1 protein-coding gene is annotated in these 509 nt (G+C 39.3%); it reads left to right on the forward strand.

Annotated elements, in window-relative coordinates; all coding sequences use genetic code 11:
• Positions 1 to 509, forward strand: a 509-nt coding sequence (locus tag IDG60_RS02360) for a proton-conducting transporter transmembrane domain-containing protein (protein WP_274611430.1), incomplete at both ends; no start/stop codon positions are given.

The raw sequence follows: 509 nt of genomic DNA on the forward strand, positions 1-509 counted from the left end.
TGATCATCATTATAGACATTACTTTCCATTGTTCACTGCGATTACGTCGTTTGCATCTTTAGCATGGATGTCTGAAGACTTAAGACTGATGGCACTCTGCTGGGGTATGACATTATTATGTTTAACATTGCTGATGAACGTTAATCGTTTTTGGAAAGTGCCACGTGAGTCTGCGAAATTATCAAGTATGACATTTTTATGTGGTTGGCTTGCATTCGTTGGAGCAATTGTAACTATTTATATTGCGACTGGCGAGTGGCGCGTGCCTCAACATATGTCTAATTCGACATGGTCATTGTTGACGAATGTACTACTTGTATTAGCTGTCATGATACCAGCAGCACAATTTCCATTTCATCGATGGTTGATTGAATCTGTAACAGCACCAACGCCAGTATCGGCAATTATGCATGCAGGAATTGTGAATGCAGGTGGTGTTATTCTAACTCGTTTTGCGCCGATATTTGATAATGGATTTGCGTTATCATTATTACTTATCCTTTCTAGTA

Source organism: Staphylococcus sp. EG-SA-2 (genome assembly GCF_017152085.1).